21 protein-coding genes are annotated in these 25254 nt (G+C 61.6%); 1 reads left to right on the top strand and 20 read right to left on the bottom strand.

What is annotated here, in order from left to right:
• Nucleotides 1–60: 60 nt before the first annotated feature.
• The 11 genes from CO657_RS08645 to pcsA form a co-directional block, all read right to left on the bottom strand.
• Complete coding sequence (locus CO657_RS08645; protein ID WP_003586505.1) at nt 61–846, bottom strand: FadR/GntR family transcriptional regulator; 786 nt, start codon at nt 844–846, stop codon at nt 61–63.
• Between the two features lie 15 nt (nt 847–861).
• Nucleotides 862–1830 (bottom strand): galactofuranose ABC transporter, permease protein YjfF, encoded by a 969-nt coding sequence (gene yjfF / locus CO657_RS08640; protein ID WP_012557650.1) that lies wholly within the window; start codon nt 1828–1830, stop codon nt 862–864.
• Nucleotides 1827–2840 (bottom strand): ABC transporter permease, encoded by a 1014-nt coding sequence (locus CO657_RS08635; protein WP_003586508.1) that lies wholly within the window; start codon nt 2838–2840, stop codon nt 1827–1829. The genes yjfF and CO657_RS08635 overlap by 4 nt, the downstream gene beginning before the upstream one ends.
• Nucleotides 2837–4360 (bottom strand): galactofuranose ABC transporter, ATP-binding protein YtfR, encoded by a 1524-nt coding sequence (gene ytfR, locus CO657_RS08630; RefSeq protein ID WP_054185288.1) that lies wholly within the window; start codon nt 4358–4360, stop codon nt 2837–2839. Before ytfR ends, CO657_RS08635 begins: the two co-directional genes overlap by 4 nt.
• Before the next feature lie 185 nt (nt 4361–4545).
• Nucleotides 4546–5508: a galactofuranose ABC transporter, galactofuranose-binding protein YtfQ gene (gene ytfQ, locus CO657_RS08625; RefSeq protein WP_054185287.1), complete on the bottom strand. Its 963-nt coding sequence runs from the start codon at nt 5506–5508 to the stop codon at nt 4546–4548.
• Between the two features lie 143 nt (nt 5509–5651).
• Nucleotides 5652–6728: a BMP family ABC transporter substrate-binding protein gene (locus CO657_RS08620; RefSeq protein WP_054185286.1), complete on the bottom strand. Its 1077-nt coding sequence runs from the start codon at nt 6726–6728 to the stop codon at nt 5652–5654.
• A gap of 54 nt (nt 6729–6782) precedes the next feature.
• On the bottom strand, nt 6783–7703 hold the full coding sequence (locus CO657_RS08615; RefSeq protein ID WP_003586514.1) for an ABC transporter permease: 921 nt from the start codon (nt 7701–7703) through the stop codon (nt 6783–6785).
• A complete protein-coding gene (locus tag CO657_RS08610; protein ID WP_003586516.1) occupies nt 7700–8785 on the bottom strand; it encodes an ABC transporter permease in 1086 nt (361 codons plus the stop codon). Before CO657_RS08610 ends, CO657_RS08615 begins: the two co-directional genes overlap by 4 nt.
• Nucleotides 8786–8796: 11 nt before the next feature.
• Nucleotides 8797–10365, bottom strand: coding sequence for an ABC transporter ATP-binding protein (locus CO657_RS08605; RefSeq protein WP_012557646.1), 1569 nt, complete (start codon nt 10363–10365; stop codon nt 8797–8799).
• Between the two features lie 39 nt (nt 10366–10404).
• Entirely contained in the window at nt 10405–11385 is a 981-nt protein-coding gene (locus tag CO657_RS08600; protein ID WP_054185321.1) for a quinone oxidoreductase family protein, read from the bottom strand.
• Between the two features lie 10 nt (nt 11386–11395).
• Entirely contained in the window at nt 11396–12124 is a 729-nt protein-coding gene (gene pcsA / locus CO657_RS08595; protein WP_003586520.1) for a phosphatidylcholine synthase, read from the bottom strand.
• 357 nt (nt 12125–12481) lie between these two features.
• On the opposite strand from pcsA, the gene CO657_RS08590 reads away from it, so the two are divergent.
• Complete coding sequence (locus CO657_RS08590) at nt 12482–13294, top strand: ferredoxin--NADP reductase (RefSeq protein WP_012557644.1); 813 nt, start codon at nt 12482–12484, stop codon at nt 13292–13294.
• Nucleotides 13295–13345: 51 nt separating this feature from the next.
• Here CO657_RS08590 and CO657_RS08585 read toward each other — a convergent pair whose 3' ends face one another.
• The 9 genes from CO657_RS08585 to CO657_RS08545 form a co-directional block, all read right to left on the bottom strand.
• The gene (locus CO657_RS08585) at nt 13346–13960 is read right to left on the bottom strand and encodes a GntR family transcriptional regulator (RefSeq protein WP_012557643.1); all 615 of its coding nucleotides are present in this window, start codon (nt 13958–13960) and stop codon (nt 13346–13348) included.
• Between the two features lie 360 nt (nt 13961–14320).
• Nucleotides 14321–14680, bottom strand: a complete 360-nt coding sequence (locus CO657_RS08580; protein WP_012557642.1) for a VOC family protein — start codon at nt 14678–14680, stop codon at nt 14321–14323.
• An 81-nt stretch (nt 14681–14761) separates the two neighbouring features.
• Entirely contained in the window at nt 14762–19678 is a 4917-nt protein-coding gene (locus CO657_RS37095; protein WP_128715531.1) for a beta strand repeat-containing protein, read from the bottom strand.
• A 1-nt stretch (nt 19679) separates the two neighbouring features.
• A complete protein-coding gene (locus CO657_RS08570) occupies nt 19680–20150 on the bottom strand; it encodes a 6TM ABC transporter family protein (protein ID WP_054183134.1) in 471 nt (156 codons plus the stop codon).
• 347 nt (nt 20151–20497) lie between these two features.
• Complete coding sequence (locus tag CO657_RS08565) at nt 20498–21253, bottom strand: autoinducer binding domain-containing protein (RefSeq protein ID WP_054183135.1); 756 nt, start codon at nt 21251–21253, stop codon at nt 20498–20500.
• Nucleotides 21254–21498: 245 nt separating this feature from the next.
• Entirely contained in the window at nt 21499–22701 is a 1203-nt protein-coding gene (locus tag CO657_RS08560) for an ABC transporter permease (protein ID WP_054183136.1), read from the bottom strand.
• Entirely contained in the window at nt 22691–23407 is a 717-nt protein-coding gene (locus tag CO657_RS08555) for an ABC transporter ATP-binding protein (RefSeq protein ID WP_054183137.1), read from the bottom strand. Before CO657_RS08555 ends, CO657_RS08560 begins: the two co-directional genes overlap by 11 nt.
• A 12-nt stretch (nt 23408–23419) precedes the next feature.
• Nucleotides 23420–24712, bottom strand: coding sequence for an efflux RND transporter periplasmic adaptor subunit (locus CO657_RS08550; RefSeq protein ID WP_054183138.1), 1293 nt, complete (start codon nt 24710–24712; stop codon nt 23420–23422).
• A gap of 159 nt (nt 24713–24871) precedes the next feature.
• Nucleotides 24872–25246, bottom strand: coding sequence for a GFA family protein (locus CO657_RS08545; protein WP_054183139.1), 375 nt, complete (start codon nt 25244–25246; stop codon nt 24872–24874).
• Between the last annotated feature and the right edge of the window lie 8 nt (nt 25247–25254).

Here is a 25254-nt window from a genome sequence, read left to right as displayed (position 1 = left end):
AGCCTTGCAGCGTGCTTTGCGCGCCCCAAAAGATGCATGGCGCCGCAGTCAGCAATGCCTTTACTGATGTGAAATTTCGGTCGAAATCGGCACGATGACGGTTTCGGAACCACGGGCGACGAAGGCCTCGTGCACATGATGGCGACCATCCAGAATGACGAGCTCCATGGCGCGGCGCGCAGCAAGGCTGTCGCCGGAAACGATCGCGTCGACGATGCGCATGTGGGTGTCGGCGATATTGGCAAAGCCGTTTTCGGATGGCGGCGTGCTCATGCGGAACATGCCGACGAGGGCCGCTTCGATGAGGCTGCCCAAGGTGCGCATGAAGGGATTGTGGGAAGCTTCGGCCAGCGCCAGGTGAAAGTTAAGGTCGGCGAGCGCAAGGCTGTCGGCAGTATGGCCGCTCGCCGCCATCTCGAGCGCCAGTGCGCGCAGCGTCTCGATATCCTCGGCATTCGCCCGTTCGGCGACGAGACCGGCGGCGAAGGGTTCGATGGCGAGACGAATATCGTAGAGCTGCAGCAGGAACTCTTCCGTCACGCCATTGTCGAAATGCCAGGCGATGATCTCGCTGTCGAACATGTTCCAAAGGTTCTTTTCGGTCACACGCGTGCCGACCCGCGCCTTGGCGACGACCATGCCCTTGGCGGCAAGCGTCTTCATCGTCTCACGCAAGACGGTACGGGACACCTTGAAGCGTTGCGCCAGTTCGGTGTCGCCCGGCAGGATCGTGCCGACGGGATAGGTGCCGGCGACGATTTCCTTGCCGAGTTCGTCGACCACCTGTGCGTGGCTCGTCCGGGTTCTGCGCCCCGTCTTGCGGGTCTCGTCCAATTTGTTGCGCAAGCGATCCCTCTCCCCTCAGGCGTACCTCTTGTTCAGACTGGAAACGAACAGGATGGCTTTCTGCATCAGGATGAATGCAAACAGCAAAAGCCCAATCAGGATCTTGGTCCACCAGCTCGACAGCGTACCGTCGAAGGTGATGTAGGTCTGAATGAGCCCCTGGATCAGGATACCGATCAAGGTTCCCGCCACGAATCCCGCTCCTCCGGTCAGCAGCGTCCCCCCAATGACGACCGCCGCGATGGCATCGAGTTCGACACCGACTGCTGCAAGAGAATATCCGGCAGAGGTGTACAGCGAAAAAACGATCCCGGAAAGGCCTGCCAGAAAGCCCGACAGAGCATAAATCTGGATTGTCGTGCGTCCCACCGGCACGCCCATCAGCCGCGCCGTCTGCGGGCCGCCGCCGAGCGCATAGACATTGGTGCCGAAGCGGGTCCGCTGGGCGATGAAAATGCCGACGGCAAAGACCAGAAGCATGATGGCGCCGATCAGCGTCAGCCGTCCGCCGCCGGGCAGCCGCCAATAGAGGCTGGTCAGCGTCGAATAATATTCGTGGTCGATCGGAATGCTGTCGATCGAGAGCACGAAGGCCATGCCGCGCGCCAGGAACATGCCGGCAAGCGTGACGATGAAGGCCGGCATCTCGAGATAATGGATGATTGCACCCATGACCGCGCCGAAGGCAGTGGTGATGACGAGCACCAGCGCGAAGGCGAGCAGCGGATGGATCGAGGTTTTCTGCAGGATCACCGCCAGGAAGACGCCGGTGAAAGCGATGATCGATCCGATCGACAGATCGATGCCGCCGGAGATGATGACGAAGGTCATGCCGACGGCGGCGATGCCGAGAAAGGCGTTGTCGGTCAGAAGATTGCCGATGACGCGGGTCGACAGCATGTTCGGATATTGCAGCGTGCAGCCGGCATAGGCGAGCACGAAGATGACGATGGTCGCCAGCAGCGGCAGGTATTTGGAGTTCATTTCGGCTGCTCCCTTCCGCCCTGCCGGCGGCTGGCGAAGATGGCGAGCGATTGCACCGCCGGCGACTGGATGACGAGGATGACGATAATGATGACCGCCTTGATGATCAGGTTGAATTCAGGCGGGAAGCCGGAAGACAGGATGCCGGTATTGACAGCTTGGATGATCATCGCGCCGATCAGCGATCCGAGAATGCTGAAGCGGCCGCCGAGCAGCGAATTGCCGCCGACGACGACAGCGAGGATGGCATCGAGTTCCAGCCAGAGGCCGGCATTGTTGGCGTCGGCACCCTTGATGTCGGCGGCGACGATGATGCCGGCGATCGAGGCGCAGAGCCCGCTCAGCATATAGACGGCCATCAGCAGCACCGGCGTCTGAATGCCGGAGAGCGTGCTGGCACGACGATTGATGCCGACGGCCTCGATCAGCATGCCGAGCGCCGTGCGGCGCACAAGCAGGATGACGAGCAGGCCGACGAGCAGCCAGATGACGACAGGCATTGGCAGGAGGGCCATGGAGCCGCTGCCGAAGAAGGTCAGCCCGTCATCGTTGAAGGTGAGGATGGCGCCTTCGGTGATGAGCTGGGCGATGCCGCGGCCGGCGACCATCAGCACCAGCGTGGCGATGATCGGCTGGATATTGAGGACCGCCACCAGGAAACCGTTCCAGACGCCGCAAGCAATGCCGATCGCCAGCGTCAAGACAATGGTGTAACCAACTGAATTTCCTGAGACAATCGACGAGGCGGCGACGGCGCCGCAGATGGCGATAACCGCCCCGACGGAGAGGTCGATGCCCTTGGTGGCAATCACCAGCGTCATGCCGATCGCCAGCAACGCCACCGGCGCGCCGCGATTGAGCACGTCGATCAGGCTGCCATAGAGCCGGTCGTTCTGAACCACGACATTAAAAAACTGCGGCGACGTCATGAAATTCAACAAAAGAATAACAGCGAGCGCGATCAATTGCGGCGCCAGGCGAAAAGCCAGCGCGTTCAGCGAGGACCTCATGCATCCTCCATCTTGTGTTCGGCGGCAGCGATGGCATCGACGATGCCGGCGGCGGTGATACGTTCCCCGGTCAACTCGGCGATATGCTGCCTGTCGCGAAGGACGATGACACGTGAACTATAGGCGACAAGCTCTTCAAGTTCCGATGAAATCACGATCAGCGACATGCCTTCGGCGCAGAGCTGTTCGATAAGGCGGATGATCTCGGCATGGGCGCCGACATCGATGCCGCGGGTCGGCTCGTCGAGGATCAGGAACTTCGGGTTGGTCGCCAGCCAGCGGGCAAGGATCGCTTTCTGCTGGTTGCCGCCGGAAAGCAGGCGGATCGGCTTCTCGCGGTCGGTGGTGCGGATATCGAGCGCCTTGATGTAGCGGTCGGCAAGCGCATTCTGCTCGGCGCGCGACAGCGGCCGGGTCCAGCCGCGGCGGGCCTGCAGCGCAAGCGCAATGTTCTCCCGGATCGACAGGTCGCCGACGATGCCGTCGGTCTTGCGGTCCTCGGGGCAGAAGCCGAAGCCTTTTTCGATTGCGGCGCGCGGGCTCGAAAGCGTGACCGGCTGGCCGTCGATCGTGGCGCTGCCGCTATCGGCATGTTCGACGCCGAAGAGCAGTTCGGCGGTTTCGGTGCGGCCGGAGCCGAGCAGCCCGGCAATGCCGACCACTTCGCCGGCGCGCACATCGAGATCGAAGGGCTTGACCTTGCCGCGCTTGCCGTAGCCTGCGAAACGATAGCGGACCTCGCCGGCAGCAAGGCTGCGTTCCCTGACCGTCTCCTCGACATGCGCCAATTCGCGGCCGAGCATCATGGCGATCAGGCCCTGGCGCGGCAGATCGGCGACGTCGCGGGTGCCGACGAGCTTGCCGTTGCGCAGCACGGTGATGCGGTCGCTGATCGCATAGACCTGCTCGAGAAAATGGGTAATGAAGACGATGCCCAGACCGCGCTTCTTCAGGTCCTCGATGATGCGGAAGAGCAGCGCCACTTCCTGGTTGTCGAGGCTTGCCGTCGGCTCGTCCAATATCAGCACCTTGCCGGAAAGATCGACGGCACGGGCGATGGCGACCACCTGCTGGACGGCGACGGAGAAGCGGCCAAGCTCGGCGGTGACGTCGATATCGATGCCGTAACCGGTCAGCAGTTCGCGCGCCTTGCGGTTCATCGCGCGCACGTCGGTCATGCCGAAACGCCTTGGCTGGCGTCCAAGAAAGAGGTTTTCGGCGACGCTCAGATTGGCCAGCAGGTTGACTTCCTGGTAGACCGTGCCGATGCCGAGCTTCTGGGCGGCGAGCGTATTGGCCGGATTGATTTCCTGGCCGTCGAGCGTCAGGCTGCCCTCGTCACGATGATAGGCGCCGGTGATGCATTTGATCAGTGTCGATTTGCCGGCACCGTTTTCGCCCAGCAGCGCGTGCACCTCGCCCTTGCGCAGCGTGAAATCGACCTTGTCCAACGCCACCGCGCCGGGAAAGAATTTCGATATTCCGGAAGCCGCGAGAACGTTCTCGAAATCGTGAATCATAAGGGTCTGTTTTCCTGATATTGACGGCAAAAGCCGCGCCGCGGCCGGACATGACGTCCCAAGGCGGCAAGGCAGTTCCGCACCGGTCCATGATGGGCCGGTGCGGTTCTACAGCGCTTGATTGCTGCATCATTTCCCCCTCAATCGCTCCCGATTCAGGGATTATGCAGCGGCGTCAAATCAGATCAGTAGCCCTGACCCTTCTTCTCTTCGTAGACCTTCATCGGCTCGTCGGCAGGCGTGTAAAGCTTGGATTCGGTCTGGATCCACTTCGGCGGAGCCTTCTTGTCCTTCAGGTAGGCGTCGAGCGCATCGAAGGCCGGACCTGCCATATTCGGCGTCAGCTCGACCGTGGCATTGGACTCGCCTTCAAACATCGCCTTGAAGATATCCGGAACGGCGTCGATCGAGACGACGAGGATATCCTTGCCGGGCTTCAGGCCGGCTTCCTTGATCGCCTGGATGGCGCCGACGGCCATATCGTCATTATGGGCGTAGAGAGCGCAGATATCCTTGCCGCCATTCTCGGCCTTCAGGAAGCTTTCCATGACTTCCTTGCCCTTGGTGCGGGTGAAGTCGCCGGTCTGGCTGCGAACGATCTTGAGGTTGTCGTGGCCGGCGAGCGCTTCTTCGAAGCCCTTCTTGCGGGCGATGGCCGGCGACGAACCGGTCGTGCCCTGCAACTCGACAACGTTGCACTTCTTGTCGCCGACGGTCTTGACCAGGAAGTCACCAGCGACCTTGCCTTCGTGGACGAGATCCGAGGTAACAGCCGTCAGGTAGAGATCGTCTGGAGCCTTGATGGTGCGGTCAAGAAGGATGACCGGAATCTTGGCTTCCTTGGCTTCCTTCAGAACGTCGTCCCAGCCGGTTTCGACGACCGGAGCAATGAGGATGGCATCGACGCCCTGAGCAATGAAGGAGCGCAGAGCCTTGATCTGATTTTCCTGCTTCTGCTGCGCATCGGCAAACTTCAGATCGATGCCGCGCTTCTTGGCCTGTTCCTTGGTTACAGTCGTTTCAGCCGCGCGCCAGCCCGATTCCGAGCCGATCTGCGAGAAGCCGACGGTCAATCCGGCGGCCGAAGCCGAACCGAACATGCAGGCAGCAAGAATCGTGGCACTCAAAAGTGCAGTCTTCAATTTCATGATTTCCTCCCAAGCCGCGTCTCGCGGCGCAGGGTCAAAAAATCATATAGTATTACTTTTGTAAATCGGAATCTTTGCATGCAGCGCAGCAAAAAAAAGAGCGCCCACAGGGGCGCTCTTCGCAACTGCGAATTGAAGGCGGCTTATTGCGCCGGCAGCTTGTCGTCGACGCCTTCGACATAGAAATTCATGCCGAGCAGCGTGCCGTCATCGGCCTTCTCGCCGGCCTTCAGCCAAGGCGTGCCGTCCTGCTTATTGATCGGACCGGTGAAGGGATGCACCTCGCCCGACTTGATCTTGGCTTCGGTTTCCTCGGCCATCTTCTTCACGTCGTCAGGCATGTTGGTGTAGGGCGCCATCTTCAGGATGCCGTCCTTCAGGCCGTCCCAGCTCTGCTCGGACTTCCAGGTGCCGTCCAGAAGCGCGTGAACACGCTTGGAGTAGTAGGTGCCCCAGGTATCGACGATCGCCGTCAGCTGCGCCTTGGGGCCTGCCGCGATCATGTCGGATGCCTGGCCGAAGGCGTGGATGCCGCGTTCTTCGGCAACCTGCATCGGCGCCGTGGTATCGGTGTGCTGGGTCAGAACGTCGACGCCCTGGTCGACCATCGCCTTGGCGGCATCGGCTTCCTTGCCCGGGTCGAACCAGGTGTTGACCCAGATGACCTTCAGCTTGAAGCTCGGATCGATCGACTTGGCGCCCTGCTCGAAGGAGTTGATGCCCATCACCACTTCCGGGATCGGGAAGGAGGCGATGTAGGCCGCACCATGGTTCTTCGAGGTCTTGGCGGCGATCTGGCCGAGGATGTAGCGGCCTTCATAGAAGCGAGAATTGTAGGTGGCGAGGTTGGGGCCGGATTTGTAGCCGGTGCCGTGCTCGAACTTGACCTTCGGGAACTTGGCGGCAACCTTGACTGTCGCATCCATGAAGCCGAAGGACGTCGTGAAGATCAGCTTGCAGCCGGAACGGGCAAGGCGCTCGATGGCGCGCTCAGCGTCCGGGCCTTCCGGCACGTTTTCGAGGTAAGGCGTTTCGATCTTGTCGCCGAATTCGGCCTGGACCTGCTGGCGGCCGAGATCATGCGCCTGCGAATAACCGCCATCGGTGTGCGAACCGACATAGACGAAGCAGACCTTCGTCTTATCGGCAGCCTGAGCGGCCGACGAGATGCCGATCACGGCGGCAGCCGAGGCGGCGAGTGTCAATGCGTATTTCTTCATGGGAACCCCTGTTGGTTTGAAGTTATTGCGGAAACCCGTCTTTATCGTGTTGCTTTATCGCTCCGGCACGAAGGCTTTTCCGAGCGAGGCGGGCGTATTGATCAACGTCGTGCGCCGATTATGAGAAATGATGATGAGAACCACAATAGTCGCGGCATAGGGCAGCATCGAGAGGAACTGCGAGGGAATGCCGAGACCGAAGGCCTGTGCGTGCAGCTGCAGGATGGTGACCGCGCCGAAGAGATAACCGCCGGCAAAGACCCGCCACGGCCGCCAGGAGGCGAAGACCACCAGCGCCAGCGTGATCCAGCCGCGGCCGGCCGACATGTTCTCCGCCCATTGCGGGGTGTAGACGAGCGACAGCTGCGCGCCGGCAAGCCCGGCGCAGGCGCCGCCGAACATCACCGCCAGATAGCGCGTGCGGATAACCTGAATGCCGAGCGCATGCGCCGAAGCGTGACTGTCGCCGATCGCCCTCAGCTTCAGCCCGGCCCGGCTGCGGAACAGGAACCAGCTGACACCGACCACAAGCGCAATCGACAGGTAGAAGATCAGATCCTGCCGGAAGAGAACGTGGCCAATGACCGGAATGTCGGAGAGGACCGGAATGACGATTTCTCCCAGCCGGATGCCGGGCATGCTGACATAGGCTTCGCCGAGCATGCCCGATACGCCGAGGCCGAGAAGGGTGAGCGCCAGTCCCGTCGCCACCTGATTTGCCACCAGCGTCAGCGTCAGGAAGGCGAAGAGAAGCGAAAAAAGCGCGCCCGCGGCAATGCCGCAGACGATGCCGACATAGGGCGAGCCCGAGATCTGCGCGCCGGCAAATGCAGCGACCGCGCCCATGATCATCATGCCTTCGACGCCGAGATTGAGAACGCCGGAACGCTCCGTGACGAGTTCACCGAGGGCGGCGATGACGAGCGGCGTCGAGGCGGTGATGACGGTCAGCAGGATGGCTTCGAAGATGCTCATGCCGCCCCACCTCTCAGCCGCGACCAGACGATGCGGATTTTGTAATAGATCAGCGTATCGCAGGAGAGCACGAAGAAGAGCAGCAGGCCCTGGAAGACGCGGGTGACCTTGTCGGAGACGCCGAGCGACAGCTGTGCCGCCTCGCCGCCGAGATAGGTCAATGCCAGCACCAGGCCGGAGGCGATGATGCCAAGCGGATTGAGGCGTCCCAAAAAGGCGACGATGATGGCGGTGAAGCCGTAGCCCGGCGAGATCGCCGGCTGCAGGTGGCCGATCGAGCCGGAAACCTCGGCTATCCCGGCAAGGCCGGCAAGAGCGCCGGAAAAGAGGAAGCTGAACCAGATCATCTTCTTCGACGAGAAACCGGCAAAGCGCCCTGCCCGCTCCGACTGGCCGAGCACGACGATCTCGAAGCCTTTCAGCGTATAACGCAGCATGAACCAGACGCCGATCGCCGCGATAATGGCGAAGATGAAGGCCCAATGGGCTCGGCCCGATTCTTCCCAGATCGCCGGCAGCACCGCCTCAGGGGCGAAATCGCGCGAGACCGGAAAGTTGAAGCCCTTCGGATCGCGCCAGGCGCCGCGGATCAGCCAGTCGAGGAAGAGCTGGGCGATATAGACCAGCATCAGCGACGTCAGGATTTCGTTGGTGTTGAAATGCGCCTTCAACAGCGCCGGAATGGCGGCGAAAAGCGCACCGCCGAGCGCTCCGAGGATGAGCATCAGCGGCAGGACGAGCGGCGAATGCCAGTCGTAGAAGACGATCGGCAGATAGGAGCCGGTGATGGCGCCGATGGTGAACTGGCCTTCGGCGCCGATATTCCAGTTGTTCGAGCGATAGCAGACCGCCAGGCCGACGGCGATCAGGATCAACGGTGCGGCCTTGATCGCCAGTTCGTGCAGCGACCAGACCTCGAGCAGCGGCTCGACAAAGAAGGCGTCCAGCGCCTCCACAGGGTCCTTGCCGAGCATGGCGAACATGATGGCGCCGAACACCAGTGTCAGCACAAGGGCCAGCAGCGGCGAGACGAAGGTATAGAGCTTCGAGACGTCGGGGCGTTTTTCGAGTTCAATGCGCATGGGCTGCCTCTTCAATGCGCATGGGGCGCCTCTGGAGCGCCGCCGCTCTGATGCAGGCCGCCCATCAGCAGGCCGATCTTTTCGCGCGTCAGTTCGCCTGATGGAAACGGGCTGGAAAGGCGTCCCTCGGAGATGACGGCGATATCGGTCGCCACTTCGAAGATCTCGTCGAGATCCTGACTGATGACGACGACGGCGGAGCCGGCCTTTGCAAGATCGACCAGCGCCTGGCGGATGCGGCTTGCAGCCCCGGCATCGACACCCCAGGTCGGCTGGTTGACGACCAGCACGGCCGGCTGGCGGTCGAGTTCGCGGCCGACGATGAATTTCTGCAGATTGCCGCCGGAGAGCGAGCCGGCGGCCGGGTCGTCGCCGCTCTTGCGCACATCCATCGCCTCGGAAATCCGCCGTGCGGCAGATTTTACCGCGCCGTGGCGGATGATGCCGAGCAGGCCGAGAAACGCCTTGCGATCCGACTGGCTGCGGGCGAGCACCAGATTGTCCGACAGTTTCATCGCAGAAACGGCGGCATGGCCATGCCGCTCCTCCGGCACGAAACCGGCGCCGAGCAGGCGGCGGGCGGTGATGCCCTCGGTGCCCACAGGCTTCTTGCGGATGACGATTGCCTCGGGCGAAGCGACCGGATATTCGCCGGAGAGCGCATCGAAGAGCTCGCTCTGGCCGTTGCCGGCAACACCGGCAATGGCAAGGATTTCGCCTGCGCGCACAGCCATGGAGACATCGCGCAGCGGCATGGCGAATGGCGTGCGCGCGGGAACCGACAGGTTGGCAACGGCAAGCTGCACCTCGCCCTTGTCCGAGCGCTCGGGATGGGTGACGGTCGCCACCTCGCTGCCGACCATCATCCGGGCAAGCGAGGCAGGCGTTTCCTGCTTCGGATCGCAGGCGCCGGTGACGCGGCCATGGCGCAGCACGGTGGCGCGATCGCAGATGCGCTGCACCTCTTCCAGGCGATGGCTGATATAGAGAACCGAGCGGCCCTCGGCGCGCAGCTTGAACAATGTTTCGAACAGCCTATCGGCCTCCTGCGGCGTCAGCACCGAGGTCGGCTCGTCGAGAATGATCAGCTTCGGGTTCTGCAGCAGCGCGCGGACGATCTCGATGCGCTGGCGCTCGCCGACCGAGAGATCGGCGACATGGGCATGCGGGTCGAGCGGCAGGCCGTAAGCTTGAGAGAGCGCCCTCGCCTCCTCGGCGATCTTGCCGATCGGAATGGCATCATCGAGCGACAGCGCAATGTTTTCGGCAACGGTCAGCGCCTCGAACAGCGAAAAATGCTGGAAGACCATGCCGATGCCGAGCTTGCGGGCCTCGCCCGGCGAGGTGACCGTGACCGGCTTGCCTTCCCAGAGGATTTGCCCGTTGGTCGGCTCCAGAACGCCGAACAGCATCTTCACAAGGGTGGATTTGCCTGCGCCATTTTCGCCGAGAAGCGCATGAATTTCGCCCGGCGCGATATCGAGATCGATTTCATTGCAGGCGGCAAAGCCACCGAAAAACTTCGTCAGCTTCTGGACGGATAGTAACGCACCGGACTCCGGCACATTCAATGGCGACACGTTCCCCTCATTTCTTCTGCTGATCGGCCCGTTCGGATCTCATGGAATCAGCAGCGTCGTTCCTGTTGTTTTTCTTGTTTCCAGATCCGCGTGAGCCTGCCCAACCTCACGCAACGGATAGGTTTGATTGATATTGATACGCACTTTGTTGCTTTGCACAACATCAAATAGCGCCTTGGCGCTGTCGATCAGCTCCTGGCGGGCGGCGATATAGGTGAAGAGCGTCGGCCGCGTCGCAAACAGCGAGCCCTTCTGCGCCAGCATCGCCAGGGTAAAGTTCTCGATCGGCCCGGAGGATTGGCCGAAAGAGGCAAAAAGGCCGCGCGGCTTCAGGCAATCGAGCGACTGTGGAAAAGTATCGCGGCCGATCGAATCATAGACGACATCGACGCCCCTGCCGGCGGTGATCTCGCGGACCCGGACGGCGAAGTCTTCGCTCTTGTAGTTGATCGCGTGGTCGTAGCCATGGGCGAGCGCCAGCTGGACCTTGTCTTCAGAGCCCGCCGTGCCGATGACGGTGGCGCCGAGCGCTTTTGCCCATTGGCCGGCGATCAGCCCAACGCCGCCGGCGGCGGCATGAAACAAGAGGACCGTCTCGGGGCCGACCTTGAAGGTGCGATTCAAGAGATATTCAGCGGTCATGCCCTTCAGCATCATCGCCGCTGCCGTTTCGAGTTCGATGCCATCGGGCACATGCACCAGATGGCGCGTCTCGATATTGCGCTCGGCGCTATAGGCACCGTCGGCGCTGGCATAGGCGACACGATCGCCGATCTTGAAATCCACAACGCCGGGGCCGACCGCCGTCACGGTGCCGGCGCCCTCCTTGCCGGTGACGAAGGGCAGATGCGGCGCCTTGTAGGTGCCGTTGCGGAAATAGACATCGATGAAATTGAGGCCGACCGCCGCCTGGCGGATCTGCACCTCGCCGGCTGCGGGCGACGGCAGATCGAGTTCGACATAGTCGAAGACCTCCGGCCCGCCCGTTCTCGAAAATGAAACCGCCTGCGTTTTCGTCATCTTGGTCATCCTAAGCTTTGCGTCCGAGGGCGGGGAAGAATTGCAGCACCGCGCCGATGACGTAAAGATAGAGCCCGGTCACGATGAAGAGAATGAGCGCCCATTCGGGCGTGTCGAAGTGCATCAGCAGCGAAAAAATGCCCAGCGCCGACCACAGGAAGAAGACGCCGAGATTGAGCGGGCGCAGCCTTTTGACGCGGACCGGGTGCAGGAAATTGATCGGCAGGAAGGTCAGCACCACCGAAACCGTCACGACGGCGAGCGCCGTCGTCGCGCTGGCATCGATAACGAACAGCGTGAAGACGATCATGTTCCAGACGACGGGGAAGCCGGAGAAGAAATACTCGTCGGTCTTCATGCCCATATCGGCATAATAGATGGCACTGGAAACGACGATCATGCCGGCGGCGACGAAGGACCAGGGCTCGCCGATCATCCCGCTTTGATAGAGCGCGAAAGCCGGCAACAGCACATAGGTGACGTAATCGATGATATTGTCGAGCGTATCGCCGGACCAGTTCGGCAGCACTTCCTTGACGCGCACCTTGCGGGCGATCGGCCCGTCTATGCCGTCGACGAGAAGGGCCAGGCCCAGCCACCAGAACATGTCGATAAAGCGGTGCTCGGCGGCGGCAACGACGCCGAGGAAGGCCAGGAAGGATCCGGAGGCCGTCAGGATGTGGACGGAAAAGGCGCGCATCTCCGCGTAAGGAACGCGCTTGTACTTAAAAATCTTCATATTCCCCCGACCGCCCTATCGCGCTCGCCCCGGCAAGCTTGTTTTTGCCAACCATCACCGGCCCCTCATTCCTGAATCGGGTCCCGACGCCGTAGGTCTTTGTTGTCGCACCGTTTTTGCCGAAAACCGGCGTGCAGTCCAGGCGCGCCGCCCTAATATGCATCCTTTGCCGGGCTTCGCCAGCGGGAAATACAACATTGCCCGCTGCCCCCTGGTTGGCCATTGAATCCTGACAATGACATGCATATTTCCCTTCAGGCGCACTGCGTGGAATGGAATGCCTTTAATTCGAGCCCGATATGTAATATCTGCCTCGCATCCGACAGTTCATCCGACGAAACGGGATCCGCTACCGCAATGAACGCGCCTGCAAAGACCGAAGACTTCGCCTCGTCCATCCCCGCCGGCGTTTACGCCGAGACGGTGCTTTCTGTGACGCATTACACCGACCGGCTCTTCCGTTTCACGATGACCCGGCCGCAGGGCTTCCGTTTCCGTTCCGGCGAATTCGCGATGATCGGCCTGATGGTCGAGGGCAAACCGGTCTTCCGCGCCTATTCGATCGCCAGCCCCGCCTGGGCCGAAGAGCTCGAATTCTTCTCGATCAAGGTGCCGGACGGCCCGCTGACTTCTCACTTGCAGGCGATCAAGCCGGGCGACCAGGTGCTGATGCGCAAGAAGCCGACGGGCACGCTGGTGCTCGACGCGCTGACGCCGGGCCGCCGCCTCTATATGTTCTCGACGGGAACCGGCATTGCGCCTTTCGCCAGCCTGATCCGCGATCCCGAAACCTATGAAAAGTTCGAGGAAGTCATCCTCACCCATACGACGCGCGATGTCGCCGAGCTGAAATACGGCTTCGACCTCGTCGAGGAGATCCAGAACGACGAGTTGCTGAAGGAAGTCGTCGGCGACAAGCTGCGCCACTACGCGACCGTCACCCGCGAAGATTTCGAATATCGCGGCCGCATCACCGACCTGATCTCCTCCGGCAAGCTGTTTACCGATCTCGGCGTGCCGCCGCTCGACCCGGCGATCGACCGCGGCATGATCTGCGGCTCCTCGGCCATGCTGAAGGATACAAAGGAGCTGCTCGAAAAGGGCGGCCTCAATGAAGGTGCCAACAGCAAGCCTGCCGAATTCGTCATCGAACGCGCCTTCGTCGGCTGACGTTTCCTTCGACACCCTGATCTGACGACGGCTCCGGAAACGGGGCCGTTTTTATGGGCGGGCGAGATAGTCGATCAGGGTCGCCATCGCAGCATGCGCCTCCTCCGGCCTGCCCTGCCGAATGGCGCGGATGACGGCGACGTGCAGCGCAATGGCGCGGTCCATGCGCTCCGGATTTGCGGTGGAATACCAGAGGCGACGCGCATGCGTCTGCACCGGGCCAAGTGCCGCCATGATGAAGCCGTTCGGACAGGCATCCTCGAGGATTTCGTCAAAGGTCTTGTCGGCGGCGAAGAAGCCGGCGAGATTGCCGGTGACGGCGCAGTCCTCCATCGCGCGGGCGCAGTCGCCAAGGCGGACGCGCTGTTCGTCCGTCGCATGTTCGGCTGCGAGGCTTGCCGCAATCGGCTCCAGCTCGCGGCGCACCTGCATGACATTGCCGTGATCCCCGGGCGCAATCTCGGCCACCTGCAGCCCGACACGCGGCTTCACCAGGACCAGCCCCTGCCAGGCAAGCTTCTGGATCGCCTCGCGCACCGGCGTGCGCCCATGGCCCGCCATATCGATCAACTGCTTTTCGGTGACCAGCGCACCCGGCTTCAGCACCAGCGTCACGATCAGATGCTCCAGCGCGAGATAGGCAAGATGGCTCTGTGACGTCTGCATGCCGGAAATCCGCTGATCAATCTGATATATCACATAGTGGCACGGTCAAAAACCGAAGACAAGTCGGCATTGAAATATCAGAATGGAGACAAAGAGATAACAGCCGTGTGAATTCGACGAATGCGATTGCTGACCTGGTCGTCTGCGCCGCAAAAGAACTCCCTTCACTCGCCCCACCCTCCGTCATGCTCGGCCTTGAGTCGAGCATCCGCACCACATCCACCAGCGATAATGGCATGGATCCTCGGCTCAAGGCCGAGGAATACAGAGAGCGGGATTGGCGTTCTTCCCGAACTCACCCACGGCGTAAAGAGCCGCCCCGCGTCGAGCGCTCTATGATACCGGCGCCTACCCTTCCGGTCAGCTCTTGCGAAATGCCCGGCTGGATACCGAAATCGAATTTTGACAGGGATCTTTTGCATTGGCGAACACATAACCGTCAGCCTTGTGAAGAGCGCCGAACTCCAGACCGTTCTCTGCGCACCGCATGCAGAAGGCCTCGACATCCTCTACGTCGAAGACGAGCTTGACGATGGATTGGCCGCTCCGCTGCCCTTTGGCCGCCTGATGCAGCATTATATTGGCGCCGCCGTCCTGAGCGACGAGTTCAACGATGCGATCGCCGGGCAGGCTGGTCGCCTTGAATCCGAAATGCTTCTCGTAAAACCGCGCCGTTTCCTCGACGTTCCCGGCGTAGATCACCAGCCTGTTGAGCGGCATGACGGAGCCTCAGCTTTCCTCAAGTTTACTTCGAGCGCAACGCAACCGCTATTCCTGCGGCTGCGTTGCCTCAGGCCAAACTTAACTGAACAGAGTTCCCGAAACCTGCGTGCCATCCGCAAGGTAGAAGAACTCGATGCTGTTTGCTCCGGCGTACCAGTCTTGCAGTATCACCGTAGCGTTTTCATAGCCTGTGCCGGCCGTCGCGTCGGCATGAGATTGAAGAACAAGATCATCCCCCACTCTCATGTTATCCAAATCCGCAAAGGACAGAACCCTGTCCAGATACACGGCGTCACTTCCTCCGACACCGGTGTCCTTGATTGTCGCAGCAAGAGCCATGTTCACATGGTAGGTGTCGCCATCATTGCCGCCATCGGCGAAGCCTTGGCCCAATATCAGGTTCAACGTATCGCTGCCGTCGTCGCCATAGAGGTGGAAATCGCCAGTGCCGCTGAAGAGCGTGTCATCGCCGCTGCCGCCATGCAGCTGATCGGCTCCGCCGCCGCCATTCAGCGTATCATTGCCGGTGCCGCCGGTGATGATGTTGTCGCCGGTGTTGCCGGTCAGTGTTGCGTTGCCGGTGCCGGTGAAGGTCAGCCGCTCGACGTTGGTGTCGTTCGCCATCGAATAGGTTGTCAACGTGGTGCGGATCTCGTCCGTCCCCTCTCCAGCAGCCTCCGTGATCGTCACGCCCTGGGCGTCGACAAGGTAGATATCGTCTCCCGCGCCTCCGACGAGGGCGTGTCCTGATGTCGAAGAGCCCAGAGTGTCGGCGAAGGAAGAGCCGACGACCCGTTCGAAGTTGGCGAGAACATCACCCATTGCATCGCCACCGCTGACGACATTGGTCGTCAGGTTGATATTGACCGCATCACTGGAGAGCGAATAATCGATCGTATCCAGAGTGCCCGCTCCGCCATTCAGATGGTCCGCCGAAGCTGAACTGAAGAAGGTGTCGTTGAAGTTCGAACCGATGAACGTCTCGATGCTGTCGAAGCTGTCGCCGGCGGCGTCACCTGTATGGACCCCGGTCTTCAAATCGAGAGTGATCGCGGCTGTCGCATTGGCATAGCTGGCGGTATCCGTCCCGGCACCACCGATCAACTGGTCGGCTCCGGCACCGCCGATCAGCGTATCGTTGCCCGTTCCACCTGATATGACGTTGTCGCCGGCATTGCCGGTCAGGGTCGCGTTGCCGGTGCCGGTGAAGGTGAGATGCTCGACATTGGCGTAGGCCGCCATCGAGTAGGAGGTCGCGGTGGTGCGGATCTCGTCGTCGCCGGCGCCTGACGATTCGGTGATGACGATGTTCTGGGAGCTGACGACATAGGTATCGTTGCCGCCGCCGCCCTGCAGCGTCTGGGTGGCCGTGGCGGTCGAGCCGAGCGTGTCTGCGAAGGCCGAGCCGATGACCTGCTCGATGCTGATGAGTCTGTTGCCCTCGGCGTCGCCGCCCGATGCGATAGTCGTCACGCCGCTCGCCCCAAGGATCACGCTGACCGCTGCAGCCGAAGAGGAATAGCTGACGGTGTCGGTGCCGACACCGCCGTTGAAGGTGACGGCCGTACCGTTGCCGACGAAGGTGTCCTTGGAGGAAGAGCCGATGAACGTCTCGATACTGCTGAAGGTATCTCCGGCGGCATCGCCAATGTGGACGCCAGTCTTCAGATTGATCGTGATTGCGGCCGCTGCATTGGCATAGCTGGCGGTATCCGTGCCGGCCCCGCCGATCAGTTGATCGGCGCCGGCGCCACCAATCAGCGTATCATTGCCGGTTCCACCTGATATGACGTTATTGCCGCTATTGCCGGTCAGGGTCGCGTTGCCGGTACCGGTGAAGGTCAGCCGCTCGACATTGGCGAAAGCCGCCATCGAATAGGTTGCCAGCGCGGTGCGGATTTCGTCCGTGCCCCCGCCAGTGGCCTCCGTAATCGTCACGCCTTGGTTGCCGACGAGATAGATATCGTCTCCCGCTCCTCCGACGAGGGCGTGCCCAGAAGTCGAAGAGGCCAGGGTGTCGGCGAAAGAAGAACCGACGACCCGTTCGAAGTTGGCCAGAACGTCACCCGCCGCATCGCCACCGCTTACGATGTTGGTCGTCAGGTCGACGTTTACCGCATCACTGGAGAGCGAATAATCGATCGTATCCAGCGTGCCTGCTGCGCCATTCAGAGTGTCCGCCGAAGCCGAGCTGAAGAAGGTGTCGTCGAAGTTCGATCCCTCGAATGCTTCGATGCCGGTAAAGGTGTCGCCGGCGGCGTCGCCCGTGTGGACCCCGGTCTTCAGATTAAGCGTGATCGCAGCCGCCGCGTTGGCATAGCTGGCGGTATCCGTCCCTGTGCCGCCAATCAGCTGGTCGGCGCCCCCGCTGCCGATCAGGATATCGTTGCCGCCAGCGCCGTCCAGGATATCGTTGGCCGCGCCTCCGGTGAGGATGTCATCGCCGGCGCCACCGGTCAGGTTCACTGCCCCGGTGCCGGTGAAGGTCACCCGCTCGATATTGGTGTAGTTCGCCATTGAAAAGGTTGTCAGCGAGGTACGGATCTCGTCCGTGCCCCCGCCAACGGCCTCGACGATGGTGACGCCCTGGTTGTCGACCAGATAGATATCGTCTCCCGCTCCGCCGACGAGGTTATGTCCAGCCGTGGAAGAGGCCAAGGTATCGGCGAAGGACGATCCTACGACTCGCTCGATGTTGACGAGGCTGTTGCCTTCAGCGTCGCCGCCCGTTGCAACCGTCGTCACCCCGGCAGCCCCAAGGGTCACGTTGACGGCCGCAGCCGAGGTGGAATAATCGACGATGTCGGTGCCGGCGCCGCCGTTGAAGGTGATGGTCGTGCCGTTGCCGACGAAGGTGTCGTTGGCGGACGAGCCGCTGAGCACCTCGATGCCGCTGAAGGTGTCGCCGGCCGCATCGCCTGTATGGACGCCGGTCTTCAGATTAAGGGTGATCTGGCCGGTATAGGCTGCGGTATCGTTGCCCGTGCCGCCATCCAATTGGTCTGCCCCCGCGCCACCGGTGAGGGTGTCATTGCCGTCGCCGCCCTGGAGCACATCATTGCCTGCGCCGCCGATGAGGATGTCGGTGCCGGCGCCGCCGAATAGCTGGTCATTGCCGGCGCCGCCGTCCAGGGTATCGTTGGCGATCCCGCCGGTGATGATGTTGTCCAAGGCATTGCCCGTGCCGACGAAGTTGACACTGCCGGTGAAGGTCAGCCGCTCGACATTGGCGTAGCCCGCGATGCTCAGCGTCCCCTGCGCCGTCTGCACCGTGTCGTCGCCTTCGCCAGCCGCCTCGACGACGCTGACGCCCTGCACGCCGAGGATGTAGACGTCGTTCCCGGTCCCGCCCTGCAGCACGTGCCCGGGTCCCGCCGAGACCAGCAGATCGTCATAGGCCGAGCCGATCGCCTTCTCGATGTTGGCATAGGTGTCGCCGGCAGCATCGCCGCCGCTGCCCGTGCTGGTCCAGAAGTCGACGTTCACCCCAGCCGTCGAGGTCGAATAATCCACCGTGTCGACGCCGGCGCCGCCGTTGAAGAAGCTGGCGTCCGAGCCGCTTACGAAGGTGTCGGCAGAACTCGTGCCGATGAAACCCTCGATCGAGGTGAAGGTGTCGCCGGCCGCATCGCCGGTGTACACGCCGGTCTTCAGGTTGATCGTCACAGCCGACGTGCTCGAGCTATAGCTCGCATTGTCAGCGCCGTCGCCGCCATCCAATTGGTCTGCGCCTGCGCCGCCGATCAGGATGTCGGTGCCGGCGCCGCCGAATAGCTGGTCATTGCCGGCGCCGCCGTCCAGGGTATCGTTGGCGATCCCGCCGGTGATGATGTTGTTCAAGGCATTGCCCGTGCCGACGAAGTTGACACTGCCGGTGAAGGTCAGCCGCTCGACATTGGCGTAGCCCGCGATGCTCAGCGTCCCCTGCGCCGTCTGCACCGTGTCGTCGCCTTCGCCAGCCGCCTCGACGACGCTGACGCCCTGCACGCCGAGGATGTAGACGTCGTTCCCGGTCCCGCCCTGCAGCACGTTCCCGGATCCCGCCGAGACCAGCAGATCGTCATAGGCCGAGCCGATCGCCTTCTCGATGTTGGCATAGGTGTCGCCTGCAGCATCGCCGCCGCTGCCCGTGCTGGTCCAGAAGTCGACGTTCACCCCAGCCGTCGAGGTCGAATAATCCACCGTGTCGACGCCGGCGCCGCCGTTGAAGAAGCTGGCGTCCGAGCCGCTTACGAAGGTGTCGGCAGAACTCGTGCCGATGAAACCCTCGATCGAGGTGAAGGTGTCGCCGGCCGCATCGCCGGTGTACACGCCGGTCTTCAGGTTGATCGTCACAGCCGACGTGCTCGAGCTATAGCTCGCATTGTCAGCGCCGTCGCCGCCATCCAATTGGTCTGCGCCTGCGCCGCCGATCAGGATGTCGGTGCCGGCGCCGCCGAATAGCTGGTCATTGCCGGCGCCGCCGTCCAGGGTATCGTTGGCGACCCCGCCGGTGATGGTGTTGTCCAAGGCATTGCCCGTGCCGACGAAGTTGACACTGCCGGTGAAGGTCAGCCGTTCGACATTGGCATAGCCCGCGATGCTCAGCGTCCCCTGCGCTGTCTGCACCGTGTCGTCGCCCTCGCCAGCCGCTTCGACGACGGAGACGCCCTGAACGCCAAGAATGTAGACGTCGTTTCCAGCCCCACCCTGCAGCACATGTCCTGGCACCGCCGAGACCAGCGTGTCACCATAGGCCGAGCCGATCGCCTTCTCGATGTTAACATAGGTGTCACCGGCAGCATCGCCGCCGCTGCCCGTGCTGGTCCAAAAGTCGACGGTCACCCCAGCCGTCGAGGTCGAATAATCCACCGTGTCGACGCCGGCGCCGCCATCCAATCGGTCTGCCCCTGCGCCGCCGATGAGGATATCGTTGCCTCCGAGGCCGGAGATTTGATCATCTCCGCTCGTGCCATTCAGAGTATCGTTACCTGCCGTTCCCGTAATGACTGCCATTTTAGCCCCCTGGCGATTCAAATGTTGAAATGAATTGATGTTGTTCGTCCCGAAACACGTGCTCGAGGTGGTCGCTGATTGGGTTCAGGAAATAAGGAAGGACCGTTCGATCCGTCCTGCGAATGAAAACCTGCGTGGCGGGTAGGAGCTTGAGATCGCGAGCTTTTACCGTTCGTCTTGAGGTATCGTCTGAAATCACAGCAAAGGCGCGTTTTGTCAGCGCACCATCAACCACTGCAGCCATGCGTAGCATCACGCGCTCGCGAATTACCTCAACCACGAGTCCTGTTGTGAGAAGGATTGGGGCCATTAGCGTCGGAACGCTCTTGCTCGGCATCGCCCGATCGCAGACCTCGATCGTGAAAATCGGCGTGGCGAGCTCCAACCTATTGATTAGACGCGAAAAGAGAGGCGCGCCACCTGAAGCGGCAAGGCAAATCCGATACTCTTGAGGCTGCTTCCTACCCAGCACCGCATCTCTCTCGCCGCTATAATCCCCATGAGATCGTTAGGGCGACAGAAATTCAGGCGCAACTTTTAATTTAAAATCTTGACATGCAGCAGAGATTATGCCCGCCATAGTATTAAACCTCGGGCCAAAGCGGTAGAGAAATATCTATTTATGATTGAATTCAGCCTCTTAAGGCACATCCGAATTCAATGAAAAGAGAAGTTTGGATGGCTCCAAATTGGGTCGTCTCCGAGGAATTATTCCACAACATTTCGGAGCACGAGCCGCGACCTCAGAAAGCGCCAACGCCAACAAACGACGCATTGGAATTGCGACAGCAAGACGGGCGAAGCTTCTCTCCTATGCAGCTATCTCACAATGACCGAAGTCGGAATGATGCCGAGTGCTACTGCGAGATAGCCAGCATGACGCGGTCCACGAGCATCGAGTTTTTCCGTGGCGGAATTCAAGGCTGCCCGCACGGCGGTGCCCGAAACTGACCGCATGTCGCCAATTTGTTTGATTTCATAACCGGCAACGTAAAGCGCCAGATAGTCCGTTTCCTTGGTGGTCAATGCGGCAACGCGAGAAGGTTGCGCTGCGGGTTTTGTCTCGATCTCAGCCGTCCGGAGCTGAATGGCTTTGCCGATCTGAATGAGCGATGGCAGAGCACGGCCCTTGAAAGTCGCCCAATCCTCCCCCTCAAGATTTGATGTGACGCTGAAAAGCGCCCGCCCCGCCTGGGCATCGACAAGAGGTATGGAGATGCCGTTATTGCCGACCCCATGGCGCTCTGCTTCCGCGAAGAACGATGCTGTTTCCTTCGATGCAGACCTCAAATGGCCCCAGTCTAACGGTTGAGATGTTTTGCGTGCGGCGATCTCGATGGGGTCGGTCCGAAGGTAATTTTTCGACTGATAGAGTTTCTTCCACCTGTCGGAATAGGTTTCTGCAACGAGCCGTTCATTGGCCATCCGGCCCGGAATGAAAAGAGCTTGATAGGCAAGATTGGCAGCCCCGACCAATGCGCGCAGCTGGTGGACAATTGCCGAGAGATGGCCAATTTCATGGAGGTTGCGGATGCAGTGGAATGCTTCCTGCAGGATACGCTGATCGACAGACATTTTCTTCCGAAATCAATATTTCTAATCAGCAGCAGGCCGAAGCGACCCGCATGCTTTTGATATACATTTATTACAACGAGGATTTTACAGTGTGGGTTGTATTTATCCAGTCTGCATTATTGCGATGCAGAATTGACAATTGTCACACGACATCGCGGAGGGATCTCAAGCACTCGTACAGCGATCCATCCAGCGTAGCCAATGATGAGATCCCCATGCACCCTGCCATGACGCATTCATCAGGGTCACTCGTGCCGCAGCGCCTCGATCGGGTTCAGCTGCGCTGCCCGTCTCGCCGGGAAATAGCCGAAGATCATGCCGATTGCGGCGGAGAAGAGGAAGGCGACGGCGATCATCATTGGGCTGAAGACGAAGGGGACTTTCAGCAGCGTCACGGCGCCGAAGCCGAGGCTGAGGCCAAGCACGATGCCGGTGATGCCGCCGAAGAGTGAGAGCGCGACGGCTTCGACCAGGAACTGGGTGAGCACCTGATTTTCGAGCGCGCCGATCGCCAGCCGGATGCCAATCTCGCGGGTTCGTTCGGTGACGGAGACCAGCATGATGTTCATGATGCCGATGCCGCCGACGAGCAGGCTGATGGCGGCAACGGCGCCGAGCAGGCCGGTCAAGAGCGTCGTCGTGCCGGTCATCGCCTCGGCGATCTGGGTCATGTCGTTGACGTTGAAATCGTCCTGCCGGCCGGGGATGATCTTGCGGCGCTCGCGCAGCAGATCTTCGACATCAGACTGCACCTTGGCTGTGGAAACCCCGTCGCGCGCCGAGATGATGATCTGCGGCACGTTGCTGTTGCCGCTGATGCGGCGCTGGAACACCTTGACCGGCATAATGACGACATCGTCCTGATCGGTGCCCATGCCGGACTGGCCGCGCTTGGCAAGCACGCCGATGACGGGGCATGAGACCTTGCCGACGCGGATCTGCTGGCCGGTTGGATCGGCGGCGCCGAAGAGCTGCGAGCGCACCGTTTCGCCGATGATGCAGCGGGACTGGCCGCGCTCCTCGGCGGGGGTAAAAGTGCGGCCAAGCGCCAGGTTCCAATCCTGTGCGACGAAATAGTCGTTGGTGGTGCCGGAGACGCTGGTCGAATGGTTCTGGCCGCCTGAGATGACCGTCGCCGTCGACTGATTGAGCGGCGCCACGGCTCTCAAGCCGCTGATCTGGTCGCGGATGGCGGCGACGTCCTTGACGCTGAAGCGCTTGGCCTCGGAGCTCGCCCGGCCGGGGCCGAACTGGCCGGGGCGGACGAACAGCATGTTGGTGCCGAGCCGCGACAGTTCGGTCGAGACCTGTGCGGTGGTGCCATTGCCGATCGTCACCAGCGCGATGACGGCGGCAACGCCGATGACGACGCCGAGCACGGTCAGGAAGGAACGCAGCATGTTGCGGCTGATGGCGCGCAATGCCAGCTTCAGCGTCTCAAAGAACATGATCCGCCCTCCTGCGATGCTCGACCTCGGTCTCCAGCTTGCCGTCGACGAACCTGAGCAGCCGCTGCGCATAGGCGGCGATATCGGGCTCATGCGTGACCATGACGATGGTGATGCCCTGCTCGCGGTTCAGCCGCGTCATCAGATCCATGATCTCGACGCTGGTCTTCGTGTCGAGATTGCCTGTCGGCTCGTCGGCAAGCAGCAGCGCCGGCTCGGTGACGATGGCGCGGGCGATGGCGACACGCTGCTGCTGGCCGCCGGATAGTTCCTGCGTCTTGTGATGCTCGCGGCCGGAGAGGCCGACCAGCGCCAGGGCTTCGCGGGCCCGCTCCCGCCGCTCACGCACCGCCATGCCGCGATAGATCAGCGGCAGCTCGACATTCTCGACCGCCGAGGTGCGCGACAGCAGGTTGAAACCCTGGAAGACGAAGCCGAGCATATGGCGGCGCAGGAGCGTCAGCTGGCTTCGGTCGAAGCCGCTGGTCGGAATACCTTCGAAGACGTAATCGCCAGCGCTCGGCACGTCGAGGCAGCCGAGGATGTTCATCGCCGTCGACTTGCCGGAGCCCGATGGGCCCATGATCGCGACGAATTCATGGGCGTTGATCGCAAGGTCGACATGGTCGAGGGCGCGGATTGCCGCCTCGCCCTCACCGTAGACTTTCGAGACCTGCCTGAATTCGATGAGCGGCGGGCTTGCCATCCGTCTCTCCGCCTAGTTCGCACGCGTCGTGGCGTCGGTCACCAATGCGTCATTTTCCTTGAGCTCACCGGAGACGACCTGCGTGAACTGGCCGTCGGACGAGCCGACCTGGATTACGACAGGCGCGGGCCGACCTTCGCGCAGCACCCAGACGCGCCGCTCGGCGCCCGTCAATGCCTGGCCGGAATTGCCGCCGCGCTGGCGTGGCGGGCCGAAGATGCCGAAAATGCCGCGGCCGCGCCGTCCCGCCTGCGCCGGCGCGTAGCGCAGCGCGGCGTTCGGCACCATCAGCGTATCCTTGACGGCTTCGACGGTGATGTCGGCCGTCGCCGTCATGCCGGGGCGCAGCAGGAGGTCGGCATTGTCGACCGAGAGCACCGCCTTGTAGGTCACGACATTGTTGACCACTTCGGAGGCGAAGCGGATCTGTTCGATCTCGGCGGGAAAGCTGCGGTCGGGATAGGCGTCGACCGTGAACTTCGCCTTCTGGCCGACGGCGATCTGGCCGACATCGGCCTCATCGACATCGACCTGCAGCTCCATCTTCTTCAGGTCGCCGGCGATGGTGAACAGGATCGGCGCCGAAAGCGAGGCTGCGACCGTGGCACCCGGATTGACGGCGCGCGTGAGGATCACGCCGTCGATCGGCGAGACGATCTTCGCCTTGGCGAGATTGACCTCGGCAAGCTGCAGGTCGGCCTCCGAGGCGAGCACCTCGGCTTCGTTGATCTGTTTGGCGGCGACGGCGGAATCATATTTGTAGGTGGCGTCGTCGAGGCTCTGCTGGGTCGAGACGTTGCTCTTGACCAGGCTCTTCAGCCGCTCGAGCGAGGTATTTGCCGATTCCAGATCGGCATTGGCCTTGGCGACGTTCGCCTTGGCAGAATTCAGCTTGGCGCGCGAACTCTTCACATCCGCTTCCAGCTTGTTGGTATCGAGAAGCGCCAGCACGTCCCCCGCTTTAATCGTGCTGTTGTAATCGACATTGACGTCGCGGACCGTACCGGAAAGCTCGCTCGATATATCCACCTGCTCGGTCGGCTGCACCGAGCCGGTAGCGGTGACGAGCACCGTCAGATCGCCCCGTTTTGCCGGCTGAGTGGCATAGCTCACTTCGCTTTGCCCGCGGCCCATATAGAAATAGGCGGCGCCGGCGGCAGCAGCGACGAGGATCAGCAGGATGAACAGGCGTCCACGCCAGCGGCTGCGCTTGCCCTGACGTCCCGATGCGGCAAGCACCGCCGCGAGATCGGACGCGCCGCTTGTCTGTGGCCCGGTCTTCTTGCCGGTTCCGGTGTCGTTCATGTCATCCTCGATAGTCATTGGCCGTGTCGGCCCTTGCAGCGAAATAAGCACAGCGCAGATGAACCGGGCATTAGCGTTGCCGCCGAAGTGGCACGGAATTGCGGATGGGGGAAATGAAATATTGGTAAGAAAAGTCAAGTTTTCGCGCGGAGGCGCTCATCAATCGGCATCGCCGGCATATTGCCCCGCGCTCGGCAGCGGATGAAGCCAGGGTTCCCGCCGCCTGATCCAGACTTCATGATCCGGCGCGAGGTCCGTCGGTGGGCTGTCAAGCGAACCGAGGCGGATTTCCGCGGCCTCCTCCCGCAGGCAGAAAAGCCTGCTGCCGCAGGCGGGGCAGAAGCTGCGGCCGGCAAAGGTGGCGATCTCGCCGTTATGGGAAAATGCCCGGCGCGGCCAGACGGCAAAGAAGACGAAGGCCGAGCCGCTCGATTTGCGGCAATCGCCGCAATGGCAAAGGCCGACGCGAAGCGGCTCGCCTTCGACGCGATAGCCGACTGCCCCGCACAGGCAGCTTCCCGTCCGGATCCGCATAGCGACCG

Origin of the sequence: Rhizobium acidisoli, assembly GCF_002531755.2 — a bacterium.
Lineage (GTDB): Bacteria > Pseudomonadota > Alphaproteobacteria > Rhizobiales > Rhizobiaceae > Rhizobium > Rhizobium acidisoli.
This window is presented reverse-complemented; position numbering and strand designations above follow the sequence as displayed.